Source organism: bacterium, assembly GCA_012517375.1.
Classification (GTDB): Bacteria; Hydrothermota; Tepidihabitantia; order B3-TA06; family B3-TA06; genus JAAYVC01.
On the sequence record JAAYVC010000007.1, the window covers coordinates 1 to 22076 of the forward strand.

The 22076-nt window shown below is 49.2% G+C and carries 25 protein-coding genes; 9 read left to right on the plus strand and 16 right to left on the minus strand.

Translation table 11 applies throughout. The annotated features are described in order from the left end of the window. The 8 genes from GX441_00840 to GX441_00875 form a co-directional block, all read left to right on the plus strand. The coding region (locus GX441_00840; GenBank protein NLI97190.1) for a protein translocase subunit SecDF at positions 1 to 420 on the plus strand (420 nt) is incomplete at its 5' end. A 17-nt stretch (positions 421 to 437) separates the two neighbouring features. Beyond that, on the plus strand, positions 438 to 935 hold the full coding sequence (locus GX441_00845) for a phosphatidylglycerophosphatase A (protein NLI97191.1): 498 nt from the start codon (positions 438 to 440) through the stop codon (positions 933 to 935). After that, positions 925 to 2172 (plus strand): competence/damage-inducible protein A, encoded by a 1248-nt coding sequence (locus GX441_00850; protein NLI97192.1) that lies wholly within the window; start codon positions 925 to 927, stop codon positions 2170 to 2172. The genes GX441_00845 and GX441_00850 overlap by 11 nt, the downstream gene beginning before the upstream one ends. A gap of 60 nt (positions 2173 to 2232) precedes the next feature. Then, positions 2233 to 2787, plus strand: a complete 555-nt coding sequence (thpR, locus tag GX441_00855) for an RNA 2',3'-cyclic phosphodiesterase (GenBank protein ID NLI97193.1) — start codon at positions 2233 to 2235, stop codon at positions 2785 to 2787. Further along, positions 2768 to 3925, plus strand: coding sequence for a Na/Pi symporter (locus tag GX441_00860; GenBank protein NLI97194.1), 1158 nt, complete (start codon positions 2768 to 2770; stop codon positions 3923 to 3925). Before thpR ends, GX441_00860 begins: the two co-directional genes overlap by 20 nt. A 2-nt stretch (positions 3926 to 3927) precedes the next feature. After that, positions 3928 to 4593: a hypothetical protein gene (locus GX441_00865; GenBank protein ID NLI97195.1), complete on the plus strand. Its 666-nt coding sequence runs from the start codon at positions 3928 to 3930 to the stop codon at positions 4591 to 4593. Between the two features lie 320 nt (positions 4594 to 4913). Next, positions 4914 to 5387 carry a 2-C-methyl-D-erythritol 2,4-cyclodiphosphate synthase gene (locus GX441_00870; protein NLI97196.1) on the plus strand — a complete coding sequence of 158 codons (474 nt, stop codon included), beginning with the start codon at positions 4914 to 4916 and terminating at the stop codon, positions 5385 to 5387. Beyond that, positions 5384 to 6079: a rhomboid family intramembrane serine protease gene (locus tag GX441_00875; GenBank protein NLI97197.1), complete on the plus strand. Its 696-nt coding sequence runs from the start codon at positions 5384 to 5386 to the stop codon at positions 6077 to 6079. Before GX441_00870 ends, GX441_00875 begins: the two co-directional genes overlap by 4 nt. A 9-nt stretch (positions 6080 to 6088) precedes the next feature. Here GX441_00875 and GX441_00880 read toward each other — a convergent pair whose 3' ends face one another. From GX441_00880 to pruA, 4 genes are all read right to left on the minus strand, one after another. Then, a complete protein-coding gene (locus tag GX441_00880; protein ID NLI97198.1) occupies positions 6089 to 6823 on the minus strand; it encodes a stage 0 sporulation protein in 735 nt (244 codons plus the stop codon). A gap of 7 nt (positions 6824 to 6830) precedes the next feature. Then, positions 6831 to 7970 carry a GWxTD domain-containing protein gene (locus GX441_00885; protein ID NLI97199.1) on the minus strand — a complete coding sequence of 380 codons (1140 nt, stop codon included), beginning with the start codon at positions 7968 to 7970 and terminating at the stop codon, positions 6831 to 6833. A 95-nt stretch (positions 7971 to 8065) separates the two neighbouring features. Next, on the minus strand, positions 8066 to 8458 hold the full coding sequence (locus GX441_00890) for a hypothetical protein (GenBank protein NLI97200.1): 393 nt from the start codon (positions 8456 to 8458) through the stop codon (positions 8066 to 8068). Positions 8459 to 8565: 107 nt separating this feature from the next. Further along, positions 8566 to 10113, minus strand: coding sequence for an L-glutamate gamma-semialdehyde dehydrogenase (gene pruA, locus GX441_00895; protein NLI97201.1), 1548 nt, complete (start codon positions 10111 to 10113; stop codon positions 8566 to 8568). A 393-nt stretch (positions 10114 to 10506) separates the two neighbouring features. Between pruA and GX441_00900 the strand changes: the two genes are divergently transcribed. After that, a complete protein-coding gene (locus GX441_00900; protein NLI97202.1) occupies positions 10507 to 11085 on the plus strand; it encodes a hypothetical protein in 579 nt (192 codons plus the stop codon). A 39-nt stretch (positions 11086 to 11124) separates the two neighbouring features. On the opposite strand, the gene GX441_00905 is transcribed toward GX441_00900, so the two are convergent. The 12 genes from GX441_00905 to GX441_00960 all read right to left on the minus strand — a co-directional run bounded on the left by GX441_00905 (position 11125) and on the right by GX441_00960 (position 22065). After that, complete coding sequence (locus GX441_00905; protein ID NLI97203.1) at positions 11125 to 11355, minus strand: type II toxin-antitoxin system HicA family toxin; 231 nt, start codon at positions 11353 to 11355, stop codon at positions 11125 to 11127. After that, positions 11352 to 11558, minus strand: a complete 207-nt coding sequence (locus GX441_00910; protein ID NLI97204.1) for a type II toxin-antitoxin system HicB family antitoxin — start codon at positions 11556 to 11558, stop codon at positions 11352 to 11354. The genes GX441_00905 and GX441_00910 overlap by 4 nt, the downstream gene beginning before the upstream one ends. Before the next feature lie 72 nt (positions 11559 to 11630). Next, complete coding sequence (locus GX441_00915) at positions 11631 to 11825, minus strand: hypothetical protein (protein NLI97205.1); 195 nt, start codon at positions 11823 to 11825, stop codon at positions 11631 to 11633. 416 nt (positions 11826 to 12241) lie between these two features. Then, positions 12242 to 13657 carry a hypothetical protein gene (locus GX441_00920; GenBank protein NLI97206.1) on the minus strand — a complete coding sequence of 472 codons (1416 nt, stop codon included), beginning with the start codon at positions 13655 to 13657 and terminating at the stop codon, positions 12242 to 12244. A 3-nt stretch (positions 13658 to 13660) separates the two neighbouring features. After that, positions 13661 to 15241, minus strand: a complete 1581-nt coding sequence (locus GX441_00925; protein NLI97207.1) for an NAD(P)H-hydrate dehydratase — start codon at positions 15239 to 15241, stop codon at positions 13661 to 13663. 61 nt (positions 15242 to 15302) lie between these two features. Beyond that, the gene (locus GX441_00930) at positions 15303 to 16334 is read right to left on the minus strand and encodes a hypothetical protein (protein ID NLI97208.1); all 1032 of its coding nucleotides are present in this window, start codon (positions 16332 to 16334) and stop codon (positions 15303 to 15305) included. Positions 16335 to 16506: 172 nt separating this feature from the next. Beyond that, on the minus strand, positions 16507 to 17850 hold the full coding sequence (locus GX441_00935; protein ID NLI97209.1) for a hypothetical protein: 1344 nt from the start codon (positions 17848 to 17850) through the stop codon (positions 16507 to 16509). 132 nt (positions 17851 to 17982) lie between these two features. Continuing rightward, the gene (locus GX441_00940) at positions 17983 to 19272 is read right to left on the minus strand and encodes a hypothetical protein (GenBank protein NLI97210.1); all 1290 of its coding nucleotides are present in this window, start codon (positions 19270 to 19272) and stop codon (positions 17983 to 17985) included. Between the two features lie 52 nt (positions 19273 to 19324). After that, positions 19325 to 20344 (minus strand): radical SAM protein, encoded by a 1020-nt coding sequence (locus GX441_00945; protein NLI97211.1) that lies wholly within the window; start codon positions 20342 to 20344, stop codon positions 19325 to 19327. A 1-nt stretch (position 20345) separates the two neighbouring features. Beyond that, entirely contained in the window at positions 20346 to 20918 is a 573-nt protein-coding gene (locus GX441_00950) for a hypothetical protein (GenBank protein NLI97212.1), read from the minus strand. 60 nt (positions 20919 to 20978) lie between these two features. Beyond that, on the minus strand, positions 20979 to 21518 hold the full coding sequence (locus GX441_00955) for a hypothetical protein (protein ID NLI97213.1): 540 nt from the start codon (positions 21516 to 21518) through the stop codon (positions 20979 to 20981). Positions 21519 to 21525: 7 nt separating this feature from the next. Next, complete coding sequence (locus tag GX441_00960; GenBank protein NLI97214.1) at positions 21526 to 22065, minus strand: hypothetical protein; 540 nt, start codon at positions 22063 to 22065, stop codon at positions 21526 to 21528. Between the last annotated feature and the right edge of the window lie 11 nt (positions 22066 to 22076).

Genomic DNA, 22076 nt, shown 5'->3' on the forward strand with positions numbered 1-22076 from the left:
ATCGCTATTTCGGTCTTTCATGACGTTTTCTTTACGCTGGGCATCATCACACTCGCTGGGATCAAGCTGGACGTAACCGTCATCGCGGCATTCCTCACGCTAATCGGCTACTCCGTGAACGACTCTATCGTCGTCTCCAAGCGTATTCAGGAGCTCATGAAGCTCAGACGAGGGGCAACGCTCGAAGAAAACATCAACGAAGGCATCAACAGCACGCTCTCAAGAACTGTTATTACTTCGCTTACAACGCTTTTTACCTCGCTCGCGCTCGTCATCTTCGCATCAAAAACTGCAGTCTTTCCCTTCGCACTTACCATGTCGATAGGCATCTTTGTCGGGACTTACTCATCCATATTCGTGGTCGCGCCGCTCGTTGTCGAGTGGGAGAAGATAGCGCCCTCGCACAAGCGCAGGCGCTAGAATTCAAGATAAATTTTATGGCCGGTTCACAACCTCCGCTGGGACTGCGAATCGGCCTTTCCTTTTTGGGGACAGGCTATATCGGAAAGGGAGGGGGTACGCTTGCAAGCGCTGCAGCTGCAGTAGCCTGTTTTTTTCTCTGGCCGTATCCGCTTATTGCGTCAGTGATCCTTTCAGTCCTCTTGGTATTCGGTACATGGGCAAGCTCATATATTGAAAAGAGAGGGTGGAGGCGCGATGATCCCCGAATAACCATAGATGAGGTCTCTGGCATGCTTGCGGCATCCATACTGCTTCCGCGTCCGGCCACCCTTTGGGCAGCCCTCCTTGTTCTTGGACTCGCATTCCTCCTTTTCAGGCTGCTCGACATTTTCAAACCGCCTCCGGTTTCGTTCGCGGAACGGTTGCCCGCAGGATGGGGAGTAATGGCTGATGACATGGTTGCAGGCCTTATTGCGAACGGTTTGGTCCAACTCACAAGATTTATTCCTGCGGGGTGGCTGGGTGGCGCGTAGCCTCAAATCCGCCGAACTCGTAATAATCGGGGACGAGCTCGTCTCAGGCGCGGTTCCGGACGTAAATGTCGCTTACCTTACGTCAAAGCTTCTTGCAATCGGCCTCTCCGTATCCCGCGTAACCATCACCGGCGACGAACCCTTAACGCTCGAGCAAGTTCTATTCGAAGCGCTTGACCGCTCGGCTTTAGTCATCTCATCGGGCGGACTGGGGCCTACATCCGACGACCGTACACGTACAGTAGCCGCATCCGTTTTCGGCCGTACGCTCTCTTTGGATAAAAAGCTCCTTGAGCGTATTCGCAAACGTTACGAAAAAATGGGTCGCAAGCTGAGCGAGCTTGGAGAAAGCCAGGCGCTTGTTCCACAAGGTGCAAAGCTTCTTGTAAACCCGGTAGGCGCTGCACCCGGCATTATCCTTTCAGACAATCGTCGTACTCTGATTCTTCTTCCAGGCGTTCCAAGCGAGGTAAAGGCGGTGACTGACCCAGGTCTTCTTGAATACATACAAAAGAACTACATGCTCAATATCCGCCATACGCTTATTATAAGGACCTCAGGCAAACCCGAAACAGACATCGAGGAAAGGCTTACCCCTTTTCTTAACCTCAACAAAGATTTGAAGATATCATATCTGCCGAAGTTTGGAATGGTGGATTTACGAATCGAAGCGTCGGCTAAGACGAAGCTCAATTCCGCTCTCAGGCAGATAAAAAAAATACTCGGCGCTGACATCTATGCGGTAGGTGAAAGGAGTCTTGCGGAGGTCGCAGGCGAACTCCTATGCAAGCGAAAATCCACTTTGGCTGTTGCAGAAAGCTGCACCGCCGGCATGCTTGCCTCGACTATCGTCGACGCAGCGGGAAGCTCGCGCTACTTTCTTGGCGGTGTCGTCAGCTACTCAAACGAGGCAAAGGAGGCGTTTCTCGATGTACCGCATGCACTTATTTCAAAACACGGCGCAGTCAGTTCTGAAGTCGCACTGGCAATGGCTGAGGGTGTTCGAAGGCGTTTCGGTTCAACCTATGGGCTTTCTATAACGGGCGTGGCCGGGCCAGCAGGCGGAACAAGGGATAAGCCGGTAGGCCTTGTCTATATAGGTCTGTCCGCTCCCGGAAAAACGAAAGTCATAAGAACCATGTTCCCATCCTACCGCAACTTAATCCGCGCTCGGAGCGTAACCGTCGCTCTCGATATGCTGCGGAGAATCCTTGTTATGACGCAAAAAGCCTTCTGATCCAGTTTTCGACCTGTTCATATTTCTTGACATATAACCGAAGAAAAGTATACTGACTCGATGAGGGTTTTCCTCGGTATCGGGCTACCCTCGCAAATCCGGAGTCGGGTCAAGGAGTTTGCGAATAGCATCAGTCCTCATCTTCCTCGAATGAAATGGGTCGAGGAAGAAAACATCCATATTACTTTGAAATTCTTTGGAGAAACCGAACCTGAAAAGGTCGATAAAATATCAGAGATTCTCTCGACACCTCTTAAGTCAGTCAAGACGTTCAATGTCACCCTGGAAAAGCTTGGCGCTTTCCCCAATTCAAAAAAAGCCCGTGTTTTATGGTGGGGACTTTCAGAGGGAGAAACGGAGTGTGTACAATTGTTCGCAGGTATTGAATCGACGCTCATAAAACAGGGATTCCCCAAAGAGGAAAAGACGTATCATCCTCATATAACTCTTGCCCGGTTGAAGTTTCCGCAGTCCTTAGCCCTGGATAGTCTGCCGGCTCCAACCGATTTGAGTTTTCTGGCTACATGCGTAACTTTATATGAGAGCGTCCTGACCCCTAACGGACCAATCTATACTATAATCAAGGAGTTTAGTTTTGACAAAGAAGCAGGTTAAGCCTGAAAGCCCGCCGACAACGGCAAAACGAATCCTCAACATCACGATATTCGTTGCCTCGCTCTATGTATTCCTTTTGAGCATCGAGATGATTTCGGGAACGCTGTCAGGCTTCAAGGATTTTGCGCGTTTCCTTCTTACTCTCACCAACAACCCTGTTGTAGGTCTCTTCATCGGCATTCTCACTACCGCCATTATCCAGAGTTCTTCGGCAACAACCTCACTAGTTGTATGTCTGGTGGCTTCGGGGACTATGTCGGTCAACCACGCGATACCCATTATCATGGGCGCCAATATCGGAACGACCATCACCAACACAATGGTCTCTCTCTTTCATATTTCAAGGAAGGATGAGTTTGTCAAAGCCTTTCCGGGCGCAATCGTGCATGATATATTCAACATCCTCACGGTAATCGTCCTCTTTCCGATTGAGATATTCCTGCATCCTCTTGAGATTGCCTCGAACTTCCTCGCAAAGGGGTTCACGGGCATAGGCGGATTCAAAGTGCTCTCTCCTCTGAAATTCATCATCGAACCGGTCTGGAAGCTTCTGCAATCCGGTATCGATGCGTTGCTCAAGCTTATCATCCCCGGTTCAAAAGCGTACGGAACGGTTCTCATACTTGTTTCTCTTGCGGTAGCGGTCACTCTCCTTTTCGTCGGTCTGACCTTCATGGTCAAGGGAATGCGCAAGCTGACGGGTTCCAAGACAGAGGTGTTCATAGACCGCTATCTTTTCGGCGGACCAGTACGCGCTTTCCTTGTTGGACTCATCATAACGTCCATAATCCAGTCCTCGTCGGTAACTACTTCATTCATCGTGCCTCTTGTCGGAGCAGGGCTCGTTACAATCGAGCAGATATTCCCTTACACGCTCGGCGCGAACATAGGAACCACGATTACAGCCATACTTGCTTCACTTGTTACGGGTTCGCCTCTTGCAATTCAGGTTGCATTCGCACACTCGCTCTTCAATATATTCGGAACAATCCTGTGGTATCCTTTAAGGATAGTTCCCGTTGCCTTTGCCAAAGGGCTGGGGATGCTTGTTGCGTGGAAGCGTTGGATGGCGTTTGTGTATATTGTAATTGTGTTTATAATAATCCCTGTGGGACTCATACTCTTGCTTAGGAGGTAAGAATGTACTATGGCGACCTCATAAAATCGTGGGAAGGCTCGGGGCTCTTGAAGTTATGCATGGATGATATGTTCAAGATGCTCGATATCTCCGAAAGGATGTTCGAGGCGGCATGGGAGATGATTACGGGCACCGGCGAAATAACCGACCTCTACAAGATGGACAAACAGCTCAATGAGCTTCAGATAGCGATCCGGCGCCGTATTCTCGAGCACATGGCCATCAATCCCGGTCAGGACATAAACGCCTCCTTCGTTCTCGGCGTACTGGTCATCGACCTTGAGCGCATAGGCGACTACGCGAAGAATTTTGACGACATCGCCAGGCATTACCCTGAACCCATCTCGGGCGGCGTTTTCGATACCCTTCATGCGATGGCTAAAAGGGTCAAGTTGATGTTTGACGAGACGAGAAACGCTCTCGTCAAAAATGACTCCAAGCTTGCCCGCAAGGTGATGCAGGAGCAAGCCGATATGGCAAAAGAGGCCGACAGATTCATGGATCAGCTCATGGAATCATCCGATCTTACGGTAAAACAGGGGATAGTTGCCGCGATGCTTACAAGATATATAAAGCGCGTAAGCGCTCATCTTAAAAATGTTGTTTCAAGCGTGGTCAATCCGTACCACAGGATAGGCTACCGGCCGCACGAAAAGGAAGATGACTAAATTACATCCAAGGTACTTGACAAACACTGAAATTCGACTATTATTAGTCATATACAACCAGGGACGATATTTGAAGGCTGCGGAGATGCGTCTTTGAAGAGATTCCCGTAACACACCTCCCTTCCCTCACCCCCTCCCCTGGAGAGTGCGTCCATGCCTCTCCAGGGGTTTTTTTTACTGCTTCAGGATCAGATAACCAGAGTTCGCCTAACGGAGAGTGCGTCCATGCCTCTCCAGGGTTTTTTTCCCCCCGACATACCGCTTCGAACCCATATGTTGAGTAATATTGACATGCACTCTTCTGTATCTATACTCACTCCATGCGTGTAGGTTTGGGTTTTGACTCTCATCCTTTTGCCCATGATAGGCCATTAGTTATCGGGGGCGTCAAAATCCCGCATACTCGTGGGCTTTCCGGCCATTCGGATGCAGACGTTCTGCTGCATTCAATCTCCGACGCCCTTATTGGAGCGGCCGGTCTTTCAAGCATAGGCGAGCTATTTCCAGATACCGACCCTGACTACAAGGATGCAGACAGCGCTTTGTTGCTTGGGGAGGTCTTAAATAGAATACGAAAACAGGGCTGCCGTATAGTAAATCTCGATTGCACTATACTTGCAGAGGAACCCATGCTGGTTCCCTATCGGGACGAAATGCGGACAAGAATCGCAGAAATCCTAAACGTCGAAACCTCTCAAATAGCTATAAAACCCAAGAGGGGAGAGGGGATGGGATTCGTAGGCCGAAAAGAAGGTATTGCCGCCTTAGCAGTCGTCCTCCTGGATAGCGAATGATTCCCCTTCGCGACGAGATTCGTTCAAGAAAGCGTCCTTACGTAGTTTATGTTATCATTGGTCTGAACGTAGCCGTCTATCTTATTGAATTGCTACTTTATCTTTCTTCCAAAGGAGCGTTCAGGGATTTCATCTTCTCGTTCGGGCTTGTTCCGCAAAGACTTTTCTTCGAGACCTCATGGCTCGATATCGGCACGATACTCTCCTCCATGTTTCTCCACGACGCACCGAGCCCGGTGCATGTCGGCGCCAATATGCTATTCCTCTGGGTTTTCGGAGACAACATCGAGGATGCCATGGGACACTGGCTCTTTATCCCCTTCTACCTTGTCTGCGGTGTAGCGGGAGCGCTGCTGCATGCGGTAACCGTTCCACATTCTCCCGTGGTCCTTATTGGCGCATCAGGCGCTATTTCTGGAGTCCTGGGCGCATACATCATTCTCTATCCGCGTTCAAAAGTGCTTTCGCTCGTAATACTCTTCTTCATCAGGCTCATATATATACCTTCATGGGTATTCATAGGCATATGGTTCGGCTACCAGTTGCTTTACGGTCTTTTGACGCTCGGCAACTCAGGCGGCGGCGTGGCTTTTCTTGCGCACGTGGGGGGATTTCTTACAGGTCTCATTATCGCGCTCATATTCCGAAAGCGGCTGCTCCGCAATACGCAGCCGGAGATATTTTTCAGCTAGCCGGAACGGCTAATCGTCGGAATCCCTGGAACCTTTAAGCATCTCCCATTCCTCTTCCTCGTTGAAGATATCGGCAACCTCCTCGTATTCCTTGTAGTCGTGATGACTGAAATCAAGCCTGCATCCCGCATCTTCTTCATACCGCAGGCAGCATAAAAGCCTTCCGCACATGCCGGAAATCTTTTCAGGGTTTACGTAAAGATTCTGTCTTCTTGCAGACCGAAGACTTATGGGCTTGAGTTCCGAGAGGAATGCGGTGCAGCAGAGCGGTCTGCCGCAGTGCCCGAGTCCGCCCACAAGCCTTGCATGATCCCTTATGCCTATTTGCTTAATGACAACCCTGCAGTCGAGCAGGAGGCTTGTCTCCTTGTGAAGTTTTCTGAAATCCAGACGGTGCTCCGAGAGGAAGTAGAAGGCTATCTTCTGCCTGTCCGCCCATGCGTGAACGTCCACCACGCGCATGGGAAGACTGTATTCCTTAACAAGATTCTTGAACTTCTCAATCGCTTGCGCTTCCCACGGCTTCGTCTCTTCAAGCATCCTGATATCGTCAGCATTCACTTTTCTTATGGCAATCGCCTTCGGCTGAGCGTCGTCGGACCTGCTTTTTACAACGCCTATATCCTCGCAGCCTTTGAACCTGAGGACGACCATATCTCCAGGCTCTAGCTCAAGTCCCACGGCGGCTGTAGCCATGATGCGCATAAGGGAATGGCATTCTACTATATAATGCTTGTCGCTCATGTCAGTCCTAAGGGTTGTATCCCTGGGGATATACAAGTTCGTACTGCCCGAATCCGAGCTTGTCCTCGAAGATGAACTCGAGGCCGCCTTCGTACTTCCATATTATGTAGGGGTTCTGGTTCATCTCGAAGGGGTGCTCCTCGACCTCATCGGGCGGCCCGTAGCGCATGTATATCTTTGCCCTGTCCGACAGGTATCCCTTGTCGCCATGTCCGAAGTTGCGTTCGCAATAGTCTATCTTCGTCATGTAATTCTCCAGAACCTCGTTATACTCGGTCTGAGGCGTAGGGTCCTTCGCTTTCCAGAAGCTGTCCCAGACAACCTGCCTTTGTTCTGCAGGCGCCTTCTTCATGTAATCCCTTTCATTCGAGTCCGCTATGTACACGAGTTTGTTCACTAAATCAAGATATCTTTGGGGATCGTACTTGAACGGCTTCTGAATCCAGAACGATGCATCCGATTTATCCTTCATCCTTCCTTTAGCGTAAGCGGTAACTTTAAGGTCGTATCCGGCGCTCGTAAAGTTTGCAAGCGGAACAATCCATGTAACTTGAGAAGAAGACTCTCTGAAACTCTCCCTGTATTCGAAACTCGACACCTCCTTTGTCGTGATATAAAGGGTTAAGGAATCGATGTCCTTGTCGTATACCGGCACTGTTGCCTTCAACGTGTCGTCGCCTGTGAACGGTCTGGAGAACATCCTTTTTCCTTCTGGATTCGTGACAACAACTGATCCGAGTGTGCGGTGGTAAAGCTCCATTTCAAAGTCTCTAGTAAGTTTGCGTGTAGCCCCGAGCATGGCGACTCGCAGCGTTCCTTTATATTTGCCTGCAGGAACGACCACCTCCAGGGTCTCCTCGACGAGCCTGGAGCGGGAGCCTGCATCCTCGGTCGATTTTACCCGAACCTGACCGAACCGTTCCGTTCCGTAAACGTTCTTTTTTGCATCGATCATCTCTAAAACAACGTGGTAGCCTGACTCGAAGAGCGAGTCGTACTTTGCAAACTGAAGACTCGAATAAGGCAGTGATAAGTACCCTTTAACGAAGAACTTGCCGTCCTTCTCACCCCGCTCTATAGAACTCTGGAAATCGTATTCGACCGACCCGGGCTGGCCAAACAAAGATAAAAGCAACAATAACTTCATCACTATATCATAACCGTATAGCGCAAGTTGTCAAGAAGCAAGATGCTCCTTCAGAGCGGCTGAAAAGATCGCAGGGGGGTGATCCCTTTCGTCCGTTATCCTTTCTCAAGCATCCTTTTGAGTGGTTGCCAGTAGAACTCCTCCCAGCCTTCAGCTTTAGATTTGACATCGTCAGGCTCCAGATTGTCCTGCGTAAAGGTCAACTCCGTTCCTCCCTCCTTCTCTTCGAGAGCAAAGGTCACCCGTGAATAATAGCCGTCGGGCCAGTCGAGAGCGTGCCACGACTGCACGATCTTTTTATCCGGCATGAGATCGATGTTCGTTCCGATGCAATAACCCTCGTAAGTAGTGTACTTGCCTCCAATATTCCTGCTGATATGAGCTTTCTTCCCTGTGAATTTCGTATGGAGTTCGGAATCCATGAGCGCTTCGTAAATCTCGTGAGCGGAGGCTCTTATGAATATCTTCTGCTTTAAGGTTTCTTTCATGATTCCTCCTTTGGCTGCAAAGTATACATTAATTTACCTGTATTGTCAAGACCAGAAAAAGCGGGGCCGAAGCCCCGCAATTTTCTCTCAAGAAAGATTTTAACGGGTTAAAATCTTTCTGTAATGGATTTTCCCTGCATGAACAGCAGGAGGTAATCCCTGCCGCCGGCCTTGGAGTCGGTGCCGGACATGTTGAACCCGCCGAACGGCTGCACGTCAACGAGCGCTCCCGTGCACTTGCGGTTGATGTACATGTTGCCCACGTGGAACAGGCGCTTCGCCTTCTCAATCTTTGCCCTGTCTCTCGTGAACACGGCGCCCGTCAGGCCGTACTCGGTCGAGTTCACTATCCTCAGGCCGTCGTCGAAGTCCTTGCACTTTATCAACGCGAGAACGGGAGCGAATATCTCCTCCTGCGCAAGCCGGGCGTCCCAGGCGATGTCGCCGAACACGGTGGGTTCGATGAAGAAGCCCTTGTCGCCCGCGCGGCCGCCGCCCGCAAGAAGCTTGCCTTCCTTCTTGCCTATTTCTATATACGCGAGCGTGTTCTTCATTGACTTCTCGTTGATAACGGGGCCCATCCAGTTCTTCTGGTCCTTAGTCGGGCCGACCGTTATCTTCTGCACGCGCGGCACGAGCTTTTTCACGAACTCGTCGTAGACCTTCTCTGAGATTATCGCGCGCGAGCAGGCAGAGCATTTCTGGCCCTGGAACCCGAACGCACTGATAGCGACCGCTTCCACAGCGGCGTCGATATCGGCGTTTTCATCCACAAGGATGCAGTCCTTGCCGCCCATCTCGGCGACCACGCGCTTTATCCATATCTGGCCGGGCTGCGTCTTTGCCGCGTTCTCAATTATCCGCAACCCCACTTCCTTGGAGCCGGTGAAAGAAATGAAGCGCGTCTTCGGATGGTTCACGAGGTACTCGCCAGCTATCGAACCCGGGCCTGTCAAAAAGTTCAGCACCCCGCCGGGAAGTCCGGCTTCCTTCATTATCTCTAAAAATAGCTGACCTATCATGGGTGAGTCCGAAGAGGGTTTCAAAATTATCGTGTTGCCCGTGACCATTGCGGCCGTGCTCATGCCCACGAGAATTGCCCAGGGGAAGTTCCAAGGCGGTATAATCAAACCAACGCCGAGCGGTATATATCTGAGCTCGTTGTTCTCGCCGGGGTACGGTGTCACGGGCTGGTTGGGGCCCAGACGCAGCATCTCGCGCGCGTAGAACTCAAGAAAGTCGATGCCCTCGGCGGTGTCCGCGTCCGCCTCGAGCCAGTTCTTGCCTTCCTCGAGCACCATCGCCGCGTTTATCTCGTAGCGGCGACGGCGCGAAATCTCGGCTGCCTTCAAGAAGATGTTCGCGCGCTCGCGGTAGTCGAAAAATCTCCACCACTCGAACGCTTCGAGCGCGGCTTGCATCGCCTGTCCCGCAAGCTTTTCGTCGGCCTTCTGGAAATGACCGATAATTTGCTCCGGGTTCGCGGGATTGACAGACGCAAAGGTCTGGCTTGCCTTCACGTCCTTTCCAGCGATGTACAGTGGATAGGTCTGTCCAAGCTTTTTTTCTAACGCCGCCATAGCGTCCAATTGCAGCTTCTTGATAGTCTCATTGGAAAAGTCCTTGTAAGTCTCGTTCTTGAACGGAAGAACCACAGTGCCTCCTAGATATTTTGTTTCTTGATTTTGTTGAATGTTACCGAATAGGGGAGGAAAGTCAAACGGGAGAAGAATAGACAAGGGGTTTAAACCCCTTGTCGAATATTTGAATTTGAGCCAATGATAGTGCTTAGCGGGTGAAAGTCAAACTTAATGATACCCTCCCCCTTGACGGGGAGGGTAGGGTGGGGGTGTCATTGGCGAGCTAGCGTACGGAGTACGCGTGAGCGGAAGATTCTCTTCCGCAATGCTTCGAGCAACCGAAGCGCCGTAGGGCGACAGCTACGTTGCAATCTCACAGAAATGCGGACCCATCTGAAGGTCGACCAATACAAGCTTGGGGTTGACAATAACATTACTTGATGTTATCCTAAACAATAAGGAGACTAAGTGAATACAAGAGAAGTCAATGGGAAACCCACACTAATAATATTATGGCTTATTGTTTTCTTTTCTCTCAACTGTGCTAAAAACCCAACATCTATTAGGTTTCAAAACTCGAGATTCTTGCCTGATTCCGAATATCTATATTATGGTGAAACATTCAGAGTTGAATCACCCACCAATTTTAATGTAAAGAACCCTCATCATGTCGCGCAATACTCTGTCTGTATGTGTATTAACGGTTATACTAATCAACTGCTACAAGAAATTACACATGTAGAAAGAGATACTGAAATGGGGAATGCTTATGTTTCGTTCGTTAGAGAAATCGGGCCTGACCTTGAGATATATAAAGGTGTACCCTTATTGTTAAAATTTGAGGCTTACGCAGATTATAGGAATACTGAAGACATCAGTGTCTGGTATTATTATCTTGTAGACGAGGCTGGGAATTGTTTGACCAGAAAACCTTGGGTTTCTTTACATCTTTCCAGAATAAATGGTAATTGTGCTTTGACGGGCATATTCGTTAATTTGCCAGACGAAGATTTAATGGATATACCTGAAGGCTTGCAGAGAGAGTGATAGTTCGTAGGGGTCGACCTTCAGGTCGGCCCGCAAGCGCTAGGTGGAGTATAGAAGCTTAACGAACTCTTCCACGCTCAAGCCAACATGCCGGAGGATTGCCCTCAATGTTCCGGTATCGAGTTCCTTGTGATCAGGAATAACGACCTGCGCAAAAGGTTTCATGCGTCTTAGAATGATGTGGCTACTGTGCTGGCGTTTGACGACGAATCCAGCCTTCAGCAAAGCGTTAACGCATTTACGGCCTGAGATTCGCGGAATCTTGGTCACACAGCGACGACGATGGTTTCGAACCGTTCTTCAGGAATAGGAAGGCCGTCCTCTTCAAGCGCCTTGACGTATCCTTCAATCGCTTCCTTGATGTTGACCAGCGCATTTTCCTTGCTCTTTCCCTGGCTTACGCATCCGGGCAGGCTTGGGCACTCGGCCACCCAGTAGCCGTCCTCGCCTTTATAGATAACTACCTGTCTCATATCTTCTAATATAGCCATCCTGCGTCCGGTGTCAAGCTCTTATCAATGGAACTTCGTTCGTCAGAAAGCGCCTCAGTCCGGCAATTTAAGCTTGTATACGTTAAGGCCTATTCTCAGGCTTTCGTCCGGGTAGTCAGGCACAATCACGTTGCCTTCGGTGGTCGCTATGATGACGGACTTGCCAGACGAAGACGGCCCGAACTGCTTGGAGAGGTCAACCTTGACCGTGAGCACGGAACCTTCAACCGTCATTTCAACGTTTTTCATAGGAGTGATTCTGGCGGAGGTTTTTCTCTTGTTAAGGGGGCATTGGTCGGGGGGCACGAAGTAGGCTTGTGGGGTATTGGTGTATTTCATCCGCAGCGTGGGAGAGGGGGCGGCCACAAAGAAGGTGGCGCTAATCCCTCTTTAATTCCCCCTTCATAAGAGGGGGCACCAAACTAATCCTTGATTCGTTTCCTAAAACCAAGGCACTATTCTAAAAACTTTTCACCCCAAACGTCTGCTTCCCATCCGTTCGGGGACCCCGAATTAGTTCTCGAAACGTGGCTTTGTTTGATTCATTGACCTTGAATTTTGTCTATCTTTTGGGGTAGTTTTGTCCCATTTTTGTCCATCTTTTGTCCACTATCTGACCACTTTTTGTCCATAAAACGTGAACTCGATTGTGGCACGAAACGGAATTAAGGTAGCACGGAATTTAGGTCGAGACGCGAGTATCCGGCGTCGGAGGCAATCCAGAGATAGCGTCCGGAAAGGTAGACGCTGGTTACGTTATCTGAAAGTAAACCGTCTTTTGACGTAAGATAGAGCTGGAAGTTGGTCTCAGGCTTGTAAATCGTAACACCGCCCTTGCCGCCGAGTATCACAAGACTGTCAGTACCCGTTACCGAACGCTGGGGAACAGGCATAAATCCCGGAGCTGCGTAATATGCCCAACCCGAACGCGACTGCTTGACGACGAGTGAGCCTGTCCAGAAGTAGCGGCTGTTTTTACCACTAACTATAGCATATACGTTATTTCTAACGAGCTTTGAACGGTCGTCCTGCAGAGGTGCGGGTTGTCCTTTAGGAATTATCGCAAGCGTAATGCCGTCCTGGGATGCGACGAACAGCGAATCCATGTGAAAATCGACGTCGTAAATCGTCTTTTGAGTAGTAATTGTAGAAAGTGTCTTAGCGGCAATGTTGAATACGTCAATCCTATACAGATCGAGCAGGAACACGTTCCCGCCTGCAAGTCTAGCTTTATCATAACCTGTCGTACGAAGATTGTTCGCCAGGCCGAGACTCCATGAAGGCTGGTCGCTGGTTGTTGTGCCCCACCTCGAGAATGAATGAAAGACGGTTCCGCCCTTGGGCAATATCTGGTCGACACCGTTTGAACCGAAGGCATAAAGTGAACTATCAGATGTAAAAAAAGAACTTACATTAGTCGCTGTCGGACTCTGATAGCGTGCAAGCTCGCGCCAGGCAAGTGCATCGAAGATGAGATAACCGTATCCAGAAACGGTTACAAAGGCTTTGTTATCGAAAACATACACGCGGGAATATGGCCGCTGAGAGAGTTCAGGATCAACCATAACCCACGGCGCCAGAAAGGGATAGCTTCGCGGTTTGTTTTCCGGCATATCGAGACCGTACCAGGTGACGGTTGAATCGGGTTTTGTGTCTGTCTCGCTTTTTGTGTTTTTTGAAATACTTGTGAGCGAGGAGCCGTGATCGAGGAATACGTAATCAGCATTCAGACCCATTCTCGAAACTGTTAAGTTTTGATTTAATAGGACTTGCGAAGTGATTCTTGCCTGCGAATTAAATTCGTAAAGCGCACCGTTAGTCGTTACGACCCAGAAACCGGCAATCTTCCTGTCGTATACCGCCATGGAGATATTTGAAGGCAGTCCGCTTTCCGGACCATAGGTTGTTGAAGGTCTGAAAGATATATCATCAAGTGCGACGATAGAGTTATTCGTGACGCAGAAAACATCATTGAAAAGCTTATCGGATGTAAAGTTTTTTATATTGTTGAGGTCAGGATACTGCAGCCAGTCCGAGGGATTGTATATGTACGCCGTAAGAGCTAAAAGTAGAATTTTCATACACTAATGATCACAAGTTTTCTCAAACTCTTCTTCCTCTTCTTCCTGAAGAGAGAGCATTGCATCTGGAAGGTATTCGATAATATCTCCCGCGAGCAGGGAATGCTCGCCTATATCCTCAACTGCGATATCGGCCGCTTTTCCGTGAAGCCACACACCAAATCTTGCAGCAGGCGATAAAGCCATCCCTTGCGCGACCAGCCCGGCTATAATACCCGTGAGCACGTCACCCGAACCTCCGGAAGCCAGTCCGGAGTTGCCTGTGGAGTTTATCCAAGTCTCTGAAGGACATGCAGTTATCGTAGGTGCACCCTTGAGGACTAGCACCAATCCCCATTTTTTTGCATACTCTTCGCAGATATCCAGTCTCTTTTGATCAATCTCCCCTGGTTTATCTCCGATAAGTCTGGCAAGCTCGCCTGGGTGGGGGGTGAGAACGAGCGGCGGTTTCTTTCCGCTCAGTAGATTTATGTCCGTGGCCAGGGCATTGATTCCGTCGGCATCAATTATAAGGGGTTTTTTCAATTCCTTAAATATCTTTTTTACGAGTTCGACTGTTTCCGGATGCGCGCCAAGTCCGGGACCGAGAGCTATAAGTTTCGCATCCTCTGATTTCTCAAGTATAAGCTCATCTGCGCTTAAGGCAAGGTGCCCATCGCCCGTATCGGGTAAAGGGATTTTAACAATTTCAAGAAGGGTAGAATCAAATACATCTGCCATCGTTTCGGGAAAACCAAGATAAACCAATCCAGCGCCCGTTCTTGCAGCGGCTTCGGCAGCAAGGCGCGCCGCGCCGCTCATGCCTCTCGAACCGGCTATAATCAAAACCTTGCCGAACGAGGCTTTGTTTCCCCATTCGATCCTTTCTGGAAGTAAAGAAAAAGCTTCTTCCTGGGTCATCAATCTTAATCTGCCCTCGGTGTCCGTGATGCCAGTTGGAATGCCTATGTCTGCAATCCACGTTTCGCCGCAGTTAAGTCTTGAAGGATAGAGAAGATGGCAGGGTTTAAGATAAGCCATGCTTACAGTAACGTCGGCATTGACTGAAAAATCTTTAGAGTACTGAACTGCATCGCTATCGATTCCGGATGGGACGTCCACGCTTACTATGAAGGATTGAGAATGGTTGATAAATTCTATCAGTTTAGCCGGTATTCCTTCAGGGACATCATGCGAGCCTGTTCCAAGAATCGCATCAACGATAACATCAAACCTATCAACTCTTTTTGAATAGGATGTCAGATCATCTTCGCTTTCAATTTCAACTATCGGAAGTTTCGTCCTTCGGGCTATATCCGCATTGAGGAATGCATCACCCTTCAGGGAATCGATTTTTCCTGCAAGTATAATCTCCACTTCTGCGCCCCTTGAAGCAAGGTGTCTTGCAACAACAAAACCGTCACCTCCATTGTTGCCTTTGCCGCATACGCAAAGAACCTTCAGACCATCTAGCTCAAAATACTCCTCAATGGTATCAGCCACTCCTCTGCCTGCATTTTCCATAAGGATAAGGGAAGGTATCTTGAATTCGGCTACGGCGCGCTCGTCTATGGCGCGCATTTCGCTTCGTCTTACAACACGCATTACGCCTCCTCTCAGTGATTGTTCGTCAGTTTAAACGAGACGCAATACAAATTCACACGGATTAACCGTAAAAATACTGGTATGAAAGCGCTCGTATTATATCGCCCGAACGGTCCTTGCTTATCTCTTCAAGGATGTGTCCCTTGTCGTCGTAGCGCAGATCAACGTATCCGTAGGGCTTATTTTTTTCGTCATGCCAGATGATTTTCACGGGTTCTTTACCGTCTTTGTCGTATTTGTACTCCCATGACTTGGTTCGTTTGTTGTGGCTGTCCTTCCATTCTTTCTTCAGAAGCCTGCCCTTGCGGTCGTAAATGTACTCGATAGTATGCAGCACTTCATTCTGGGAGTTTCTCATTATCTCTTTAGAGATCTTACCGTCTTTCCCTATCTCCCTGTCAAAAACCTGTAATGTAACACCTGAGCGGTCTATGTGTATCTCCTGAACGAGTTCGCCCGCCTTGTCGTAAATCATCTGCTGAGTGCGTGCAGGCTGGCCCTGGTTATCGAAAAAAACCATTCTGGTAAGCGTATTACCTTCATATTCATAGCGGCATATCTCATTAACCCTATCGTTTAGGACTGTCCGTCTCTCAACGATGCGGGTCCCTGAACCGGATGTTTTGGGTGGTGGAGGAGGTTTTGCTGAATCGTCTTTGGGTGTCGGCTCTGGTCCTTTCTTTTGTGATTGTTGTTGCGAGGATAATTCTCGTTTCGCGGCGACTGCCGGAGAAAGCGTTGGCGTGGAATCCTTGGCGCGAATATCCTCGCCGTGTCTTAAAGAAAGACGCAATCTTGATTCAAGGTGGGTTTCCAGATGATCGATAAGCTTTACGGCTTTTTCAAGGTCGTTTGATTCGATTACCGCAAGCGTGATTTCGTTAAGTATTTCAACCTGAAACTCGTGAGCGGCTATTTTTATGAGCTCGGGTGTTATAGATTGTCTTGCGGCCGCGAGGTGTATCTCAACTCGCTCGTTGAGCTTTCGGTTTTCCTCAAGAAGCTCTGCGATTCGCTTCGCCAGATCGTCTTGCTCTTTTGCGAGCTCCTGGTACTTTTCGTAGTCTTTTTCGGGATCGTATTTATTTGCCATTACAGGTCCCTCGTGTTGTTATCATGCCTAACTATACCGAGATAAGGCTTGATTGTCAAGCTGAATAGTATACCCTCAAAGTCGTGGGATTACTTTTCCAGAGTTCTACTCTTATGGTTTGCCGAATCCCCTTGGCGCCTCCAATAGTTGGTGTCTCTCAGGGGACCAGGAGCTACTTTACCAGGATAACTTTATATACTTGCCTGGGGTCTTTGTCAGACACTATAAAGTATACACCCGGCCCACGCCCTCCTCCCCATTGGATCGCGCCATGAGTTTGAGGCGTTTGTATCTCATCAACCTTGCGGCCCGAAGCATCGAAGATATCGGCATGGAAGCCTCGGGGATATCCTGTGTATTGCAGCACAATCTCTTTACCGATGGGGGAGAGGAGTCGGCAGGTAGCCCACTGCTCGGCAACAGGTTTTTCTTCGACCCCTACGTTGCCAAGAGAGTCGGTCTTTATGAGGCAGAGGTAGCTTTTGCCTTCTTCAAAAGACTCCGTATAACCTGAGATGATGAATCCTTTATCAGAAGTTTCCTGTACAGAATATGCTTTATCAAGACTGTCGCCTCCGAAAGTTCTTGTCCAGAGTAATTTACCGGAAGAATCGGTTTTTAAGAGCAGAACATCGGGATAATTGAAGTTCGCTTCCCAGCAATATCCTGCGACTACAAAACCGCTGTCATAGGTCATGTCCGCCGCTCTGGCGACGGCCGATTCAAGGCTGATTGTCCATAGTGTATCACCAAGCGAGTCGGTTTTTAAGAGCCAGAGGTTTTGACTATTGTTCTTTTTTCCTGCAACGAAGAAACCTTTGTCATAGGTCTCTGTTACCCAATAACCTACTTCGGCTTGATTAGGTGAGTTTCCGTAGATCTTGTACCATATTTCCTTTCCCTGCGCGTTCGTTTTGAAAAGCAAAAGGTGGCTGATTTTATTGCCGGTAACTACATAACCGCCGTCTGAAGTTTTACAAACCCAGTATCCTTCTTCCCAGATTGAGTCGCGAGACCATAAAACATTGCCCGTATCATCAAGCTTGATAATTTCCCAGGTATTTGTGGCTACAACATATCCTTCTTCTGCCTCTATTATACAAGAGCCATAATCCAGACCTTGTGAATACAGCTGACTCCAAACCGTATCACCGATACTGTCAGTTTTGATCACAAGGGTTGCCGCGGTAAGCCAGCCGCCTGCCTGAGTCCCTGTAATTGCATAGCCGCCGTCTGAGGTTTCGCATACGCATGCACCCTGTCTTCCTCTTCCGCCTGGGTACACATGAGTCCATATTGTATTGCCGAGGGAATCAGTTTTTGCGAGCCATAAACCTGGGCCGGTGACTATATATCCTCCATCTTTTGTTTGTTTCACTGAATTCCGGGCATCACCTTCGAAACCGCCGTAGGTTTTCATCCAGCCGGCCTGGCTTGTTTGGGGTGTAATAAGAAAACCAAGGGCAACAAACGAAAGGATTGTCAAAGGGCTTATCGTTAACGCTGGTTTTTTCATAAAAAACCTCCTCCAAGGTTTCAGGAAAGACTCTTATTCCTCATTAAGAGCCTTCTTTATATCCTTATGTTATGCCGAAATTGAATGCTGTCAAGCCCTCCTGCCCTCCTGCCCTACTAGCCCTCCTGGCCCTCAAATGGCGTCAGGAAAGTAGAATTTAAGTGATGTGCTCACCCTGTAAAGATGCTCGGCGTAGATGTCTTCTGCAAGGCTTAGCTTTTGATTCCAGGTTAAGTATTCGAAAGAAGCAGCGAACTCACCGTACTGGCCAAGCGGTATTCCAATACCTCCGGTCAGTCCAGTTATTCTTTTAGCTATGTTTTGTCCGCTGTCCGCATACGGTATAGGGTCGGAATAGATGCCTAGCCTGAGTATTACGGGCAAGTTGAATTCTACACCGAACTTGAAGGCTGAGGCGTCCTTAAGCCTGGTCTTTTCGTGCAGTATCTCAAGACCAGAGAATAGACGCGTTTGAATCTCTCCTGCCAGGGTCAAAAAAGGCCATGGTTTAGAGCGGATACCGAACGTAAATATACCCGGGAGCTTGTAGGCGGAAGAATCATCCGGTTCGCGTTTAATTTGAATCCCGAAGGTATCCCATCCGACTGAACCATCCCACGCTATGAGGGAGCCGGATATGGTTTCTTCGCCCCAACGCCATCCCCAGTCTATTGGAGAACGATATGAAGCGCTTATTCCCAGCTGGGGAAATGGTTCAGCAAATACACCTACCTGAAAGAATGACGCCTCCGAAGAAGCATTCATGCGGTATCTTATGCGGTATTCTTCGTAAAAGCCGCCTGAGGTATCAGCGTTTAATGAATCGATGATGATGACTTCACGGTATTGCTTTTTAAGCTTAGAAAGCACGCCGAAGTTATATGATAGTCCAATCGAATAGTGATTGAGAATCTCTAGAGCCAGACCTCCGGTGATTACGCCTAATTCTCCAGTCATGGTATCGGAAATTGTGTAGCTGTCCTTGCCGAATTGCCAGTCAACGGCCCTTGTATAAGAATGATCCAGGTGTTCGTGGTAGCCGAAACCAGGGTAGAGGGCTGCGTATTCTTCGAATCTGATTGGAAGCGTAAATGAGACGTGCGTAAATGCAGGAACCAGAGAGTACTTTGTGTAAAATTCCTTGCCCGGCGCTTCTTCTTCCGCATAACCCCAGGAGATTCTGCCTCCTGCCCCGAGTTCCAGATACTTGGCGTCGACAAGAAGCGCAGGGTTGAAGAAGATTGCGTTGCTGCCGGAGGCCGTTACCGATGCGGTATTGCCCATTGATGCCGCCCTGACATCTACGACAACAGGGTTTACAACATCTGCCAAAAATCCGTAACTTGCCGAAACGGACAAGAAAAATATGAGCGCAATCTTCGAACGAACCCCTTTTTGAAAAAAAACAAAAACCGAAGACATCTATACCTCCTTGAGTTCCTTATACAAGTATATAAGTTTAAACGGGAATTGTTTATTTGTCAAGCACTTGCGCCACGAAGGGTTCCTTTCCGCCGCATTCCCGCGCCGCAGCGCGGCATGATGCGCGGCAGGTTTCCAGATCCTTGCAGCCGTGACAAATCTCCGGGATGTGGTCAATAAAATCTTTCCTTGTCTGTGAATCCATAAGCTCCCAGAAGCTTTTCTCCCTGATATTTCCCAATACAAGCGGCGTGTGGTTGCACGGCCTGAGATTCCCTATTGAATCGACAACCGGGTAGCACTCCTCGGTTCCAGCCGAACAGAAGCCGAAGCCCAGATGCGGATAGTGCTTTATATCCACAAGGCAGCAAGGAATAGGTATAGAAACGCTTATCGGAAATCTTTTCTCTACGGCGAAGCGTTCAGCAGTCTCGAGCATAAAAAGCACATCCTGAGGGGAGGGGGAGAGCTCTTCGAGATTCTCGAGCCCCCTTCCGCCGGGGTTGAATCGGTTAAGCATCGTTCCGTGTGCGCCGAGCGTCCTTGCAAGTTCCAAAGTCTCCCAGAGCCTTGGAAGGTTGAGCTTTGTGACTATCAATGCCGTGACTGCCTTAGCCTTGGTCGAAAGCACTGCCTCGATCCCTCGAACCGATTTCTCGAAGCTGCCCTTGCATCCCTGGAGGTATTCTTGCTCTTGTGGTCTGTCCGAAAGAAGCTGTATCTCGAACATCGAGATTCCCGCTCGAACAAGCATCTTGGCAAGCTTTTTGTCGAGCGTCTGGCCGTTCGTGATAATATTGAGCTGCGCGCCCGATAGCGCAGCCTGCAGCGAGATGTCTACAAGATCGGGTCTCAAGGTTGGCTCGCCGCCGCTTATCGTGAAGAAAGAGGGTTTTGTTTCTTTCAGGAGCTTTGCGAGCATCTCTCTTGTTTCCCTCGAGCTCAAATCTTCATGCACGGTTTCAGGATGCTTGTGCCAGATGTTGTAGCAGAAGCGGCATTTTAGATTGCATCTTTGCGTTACCTCGAAGATGAGAATCTTCTGAAGTCTTGGTTCAGGAGAAACTCGCACTTTAGTCGCCTGCGTTGCCCTTCTTTTCCGTCGAGTCAGGCTCAGTAACGACAAGCATCAGCTGCTTTGTAAACATGCCTGCCTGGGATGTATAGAAAGTGAGGTCCACCCACGTGGTTTCAGCGGCAAGCCCTCCGATGCAGATGCGGCCCTCGACGGCTTCAAGGGTGTCCGAGAACTTGCCATCAACTGCCCTGAGAGGAACAAGAAGCGTATCGCCTACGAGTCTTACGTCTGCTCCGGATATGATGTTGCCCTCAATCCCCGGATTGTAAACCTTGGCTGTCGCATTCACCGTCACCGAATCTGCTCCATTTGTAGGATTCGGCGTAATCGAAGACTCAGTGACCACCACGGGGTCGATTATGGCCATGTCGTAGCAGGTTGCTATGGGCGGCTCCGGCTGAGCCCTGAGCCAGCCTGCAACGGTCAGCACAAGTCCCAGCACGAAAAGCTTGGTCCATCTCGCCGTCTTTTTGAGAGTTCCTTGCTCCTCCCACCTCGAAAGAACCGGGAGGAGCCTTGCTCCTATCTTCGTTATGAGCGATGAGAGCGCGTTTCGAGTCTTAACCATGTAGTTCCTCCTTGTAGATATTTGGGTAATACAGCCAATTTTACAATAAATTCCATTCGACTATTCGGTTATTCTAATATCCGTGCTGTCTTCGATTATCTTGTTCTTGTTCGTAGATATCCTGACATGAACTTTAGCGCTTCCGGTATCGATGTCCGTTATGTCTAGCTTTGCCGAGATTTCCTCGTAAGAACCATCAAAAGAGCTATCGGCAGGCTGCATCTGGATGACATCCGAACTTGCATCTTTACCAGTGATGAAGCACTCTGCAGATTTAACATAGTTGTCCTTGGATGCAGGGATGAGAGTGGCTCTGGCTTTGACTATTACCGAGTCTGCTCCGCCTGTAGGATTAGGCGTGATCTCGATATTATGAATTGGCGGAGGAACAGGCTCGTAGCAAGTGACAGGGCAGCATGCAGTCGAGCCGGCCGCGCCGAAAAGGCCTAATCCTGAAACGAGTGCACTCAGGAATGAGAGCTTCATCCATCTTGCAAGCTTGGGTAGTATCCCGCGCTCCTCGCATCTTGAGTAGAAGTCAAAAAGTGAAAAGCCTGCTTTCCTGAGAGTTTCGAAAATAATGTATTTTGCTTGAGCCATGGTTCTGCTATTCTGATTCTGTTATGTACAAATCTAATGTAGTGTTATCTCTTTCCCCTTTATTAGTGACGGCCTCAACGTTTACGCGGCAGGTGTCGCCCGTGGAAAGATTGCCTACGTATAATCGAGCTTCAACGTCTTTCATACCATAAGGATCTGTTTTCGTGACAATCATAGGGGTGGTATCCGCATTAAGAATGCATATGACCTTGTCCACATAATCTTCTTCTACGCTTATTCCATTGGGGACATGTGCACTTGCCTCAACGGTTATTGAATCTGCGCCTGCCGTCGGATTAGGAATTATGGAGCAGGATGCGATTTGAGGTTTCGGGTACTCCATCGGTGCGTAACAAGTTATGCAGTTGAGCACGCTCGCCGCGCTCAGGGCCGTTATGCCTGTAACGAACGCTCCGAGGAAAGTGGTCTTGGTCCATCTCATTGTCCTCGGAAGTACCCCGCGCTCCTCGCAGCGGGAGAAGAAGTTGAAGAGCGATGTTCCCATCCTCCTCAAGGATTCAAAGAAAATGTATCGGCTTCTGGCCATTGTGCCTCCGG

Bases quoted from the DNA above. Each gene is read 5' to 3' on its own strand.
- GX441_00915 (NLI97205.1), bottom strand. From the start codon at position 11,825: ATGAAAAACGTTGAAATGACGGTTGAAGGTTCCGTGCTCACGGTCAAG.
- GX441_00885 (NLI97199.1), bottom strand. From the start codon at position 7,970: ATGAAGTTATTGTTGCTTTTATCTTTGTTTGGCCAGCCCGGGTCGGTC.
- GX441_00940 (NLI97210.1), bottom strand. From the start codon at position 19,272: ATGTCTTCGGTTTTTGTTTTTTTTCAAAAAGGGGTTCGTTCGAAGATT.
- GX441_00920 (NLI97206.1), bottom strand. From the start codon at position 13,657: ATGAAAATTCTACTTTTAGCTCTTACGGCGTACATATACAATCCCTCG.
- GX441_00845 (NLI97191.1), top strand. From the start codon at position 438: ATGGCCGGTTCACAACCTCCGCTGGGACTGCGAATCGGCCTTTCCTTT.
- GX441_00865 (NLI97195.1), top strand. From the start codon at position 3,928: ATGTACTATGGCGACCTCATAAAATCGTGGGAAGGCTCGGGGCTCTTG.
- GX441_00935 (NLI97209.1), bottom strand. From the start codon at position 17,850: ATGAAAAAACCAGCGTTAACGATAAGCCCTTTGACAATCCTTTCGTTT.
- GX441_00880 (NLI97198.1), bottom strand. From the start codon at position 6,823: ATGAGCGACAAGCATTATATAGTAGAATGCCATTCCCTTATGCGCATC.
- GX441_00955 (NLI97213.1), bottom strand. From the start codon at position 21,518: ATGGCTCAAGCAAAATACATTATTTTCGAAACTCTCAGGAAAGCAGGC.
- thpR (NLI97193.1), top strand. From the start codon at position 2,233: ATGAGGGTTTTCCTCGGTATCGGGCTACCCTCGCAAATCCGGAGTCGG.
- GX441_00870 (NLI97196.1), top strand. From the start codon at position 4,914: ATGCGTGTAGGTTTGGGTTTTGACTCTCATCCTTTTGCCCATGATAGG.
- GX441_00950 (NLI97212.1), bottom strand. From the start codon at position 20,918: ATGGTTAAGACTCGAAACGCGCTCTCATCGCTCATAACGAAGATAGGA.
- GX441_00930 (NLI97208.1), bottom strand. From the start codon at position 16,334: ATGGCAAATAAATACGATCCCGAAAAAGACTACGAAAAGTACCAGGAG.
- GX441_00890 (NLI97200.1), bottom strand. From the start codon at position 8,458: ATGAAAGAAACCTTAAAGCAGAAGATATTCATAAGAGCCTCCGCTCAC.
- GX441_00910 (NLI97204.1), bottom strand. From the start codon at position 11,558: ATGAGACAGGTAGTTATCTATAAAGGCGAGGACGGCTACTGGGTGGCC.
- GX441_00925 (NLI97207.1), bottom strand. From the start codon at position 15,241: ATGCGTGTTGTAAGACGAAGCGAAATGCGCGCCATAGACGAGCGCGCC.
- GX441_00960 (NLI97214.1), bottom strand. From the start codon at position 22,065: ATGGCCAGAAGCCGATACATTTTCTTTGAATCCTTGAGGAGGATGGGA.
- GX441_00875 (NLI97197.1), top strand. From the start codon at position 5,384: ATGATTCCCCTTCGCGACGAGATTCGTTCAAGAAAGCGTCCTTACGTA.